Below are 2498 nucleotides of genomic sequence, written 5' to 3' on the forward strand. Positions count from 1 at the left end.
GTAAGCGGCAAGCTGAGACCGTTCAGCGCGTGTAATTCCAGGGCATGAGTGCATCGAGATCGCTGCTGGGCCAACCATTGGCTATGCGCTCGAGTGTCTGGGTGAGCCAGGCCTGCGGATCGACATTGTTCATTTTCGCTGTTTGAAGGAGCGTGGCGATTGTTGCCCAGGTCCTTCCACCGCCATCGCTGCCGGCGAAGAGGCTATTCTTTCTGGTAATTGTCTGGGGCCGGATTGCACGCTCGACTATGTTGTTGTCGAGCTCGATGCGGCCGTCGGTGAGAAAGCGCTCGAAGATGGAGCGACGCGAGGTGGCATAGCGGATCGCCTCGGCCAGCTTCGACTTGCCAGAGATCCGCGGTAGGATCTTCTGCCAGAGGGCGAAGAGCTCCGTGACAACCGCCGCAGATGTCGCCTGGCGCGCGGCGACACGGGCGTCAGGGCTTTGCCCGCGGGCTGTTTCTTCCACCTGCCAGAGCTTCGCCATCAGTTCCACCGTCTCGGTGGCGATCCTGGAGCTGTCTGAGGCGTGGAGTTCGTAGAACTTGCGCCTGCTATGGGACCAGCAGTAGGCCAGCATCACGCCGTCATTGCCTCCGTCAGATCTGGCAAGCTTGTTATAGGCACCATGTCCGTCAACCTGCAGAATACCGCGATAGCCACTCAGATGCCGGGCGACCCGATCGCCAGCACGGCTATCTTCGAAGCGATAGGCAACCATCGGCGGGCTACTGCCACCGAAGGGTCTGTCATCGCGGGCATAGGCCCAAAGCCAGGCCGTCCTGGCCGATCCGGATCCGGGCGCGAGTGTGGGCAACGTTGTCTCGTCAGCGAAGATACGCTCAGCCTTCTTGATTTCGGCGAGGATGTAGTCAGCCAGGATATCAAGTTCAAAGCCGAGCTTACCCATCCATTGAGCCATCAGCTTCCGGTCAAGCTCGACCTTGTCGCGGGCATAGATTGCCTCCTGCCGATAGAGCGGAAGGCCATCGGCATACTTCGAGACGGCGATCTGGGCGAGAAGCGCTTCCGTCGGAATGCCCGCCTCGATAATGTGCGCGGGTGCGGCGGCCTGAATGACGCCGTTTTCATTTTTGAAGGCATACTTCGGTCGGCGTGTGACGATGACGCGGAACTTCGCCGGCACGACGTCAAGTCGCTCCGAGACGTCTTCTCCGATCAGCACCTTCTGTTTGCCGACGTGTTCGGGCAGTTCATCCGGCTCGATCACCACTTCGACCCGTTCCAGATGCGGTGCGAAGCCTTTGCGCGGCCGCGGCGGACGTTTGCTGTCGGGATGGGTTGCGCCCTTGTTGACCTGGGCTCGGATCGCCGCGATGCCGGTCTCGATTTCCTCGAAGACAAAGGCCTGCTGCTCATCATCGATGCCTGGAGAGCCGAGTTTTTCCGATCGCCGGCCAAAGCGGGCACGATCAAAGGCTTTCAGGATCTGGGTCAGTCGTTCGATGCGTTCATCAGCATCGGCGTTTCTGGCTTTCAGGTCTGCGACCTCGCTCTCAAGAGCATCGGTGCGCGCTGCCTTCTCGGCCATGGCAAGGACCATGGCTTTCAGGGTCTCTATATCATCCGGGAGCTGCAGATCGGGCGGCGTCATGACGTCTACCAGAGCATATTTTGCTCCGGTTTTCCTGCCCTTTCAGGCGGTTGATTCACTTTGCCGCAGGCATTTACCCAACAATCTCCGGCGGCTTCGCCGCCACCGAGCGCACCCGTTTCCAGTCCATGCCGTCAACGAGCGCCATGAGCTGGGCATGGTTGAGCTGGACTCGGTTGTGGCCTATCCGCGGCCAGCAAAACTGCGCCTTCTCCAGCCGCTTGGCGTAAAGGCAAACCCCGGATCCATCCCACCAGACGATCTTGATCCGGTCGGCCCGTTTGGCCCGGAAGACATAAAGCGAGCCGTTGAACGGATCACTGCCAGCATCCCGCACCAGCGACAGCAGGCTGTCCGGCCCTTTGCGGAAGTCGATGGGATGGCTGGCCAGGAAGACCTTTACACCTGCGGGGATCATGCTGAGCGAACCGCTCGGATGACACGCTGCAGATGCGCTTCTTCAACATGCCGGCCAACCCGCACGACGATACCGTCAATGTCGATTTCGACGACGGGGTCGGGGTCAGGTGCGACGCTCTGCGGATCAACTGGTGCTGCTAGTCCAGACTCATCACTGCCCAACAGTTCTCTACGCCAGCGGTAGAGTTGAGACGGCAAGATACCGATCTGCCGCGCCACTGCCGACATGTTCACACCGGGCTGACAGGCCTGCTCAACCGCTGTGGCCTTGAATTCGTCGGACCAGAACCGCCGCAACTGTCGCGGCGACCCGTCAAGGCGATCGGGCACCGCCTCGATCATTCGCATCAACCCAAGGCTAGCCGCAGGTCTAGACATAGATCCTCACATTCAGAGAACTCGTATGCCCCCAATACCCTACTCAGCATCAGCCGCGCCAGATGGGGTCTCCTTGCCGCTTACG

The 2498-nt window shown here is 60.2% G+C and carries 3 protein-coding genes; all 3 read right to left on the reverse strand.

What is annotated here, in order from left to right; genetic code table 11:
• Positions 1 to 22 precede the first annotated feature (22 nt).
• Positions 23 to 1615, reverse strand: a complete 1593-nt coding sequence (gene tnpC, locus ACQZ5K_RS26910; RefSeq protein ID WP_448742070.1) for an IS66 family transposase — start codon at positions 1613 to 1615, stop codon at positions 23 to 25.
• 73 nt (positions 1616 to 1688) lie between these two features.
• Positions 1689 to 2033, reverse strand: a complete 345-nt coding sequence (gene tnpB / locus ACQZ5K_RS26915) for an IS66 family insertion sequence element accessory protein TnpB (protein WP_448742071.1) — start codon at positions 2031 to 2033, stop codon at positions 1689 to 1691.
• Positions 2030 to 2377, reverse strand: a complete 348-nt coding sequence (locus tag ACQZ5K_RS26920) for a transposase (RefSeq protein WP_157951695.1) — start codon at positions 2375 to 2377, stop codon at positions 2030 to 2032. Before ACQZ5K_RS26920 ends, tnpB begins: the two co-directional genes overlap by 4 nt.
• Positions 2378 to 2498 lie beyond the last annotated feature (121 nt).

Source organism: Agrobacterium sp. 22-226-1 (assembly GCF_053522345.1).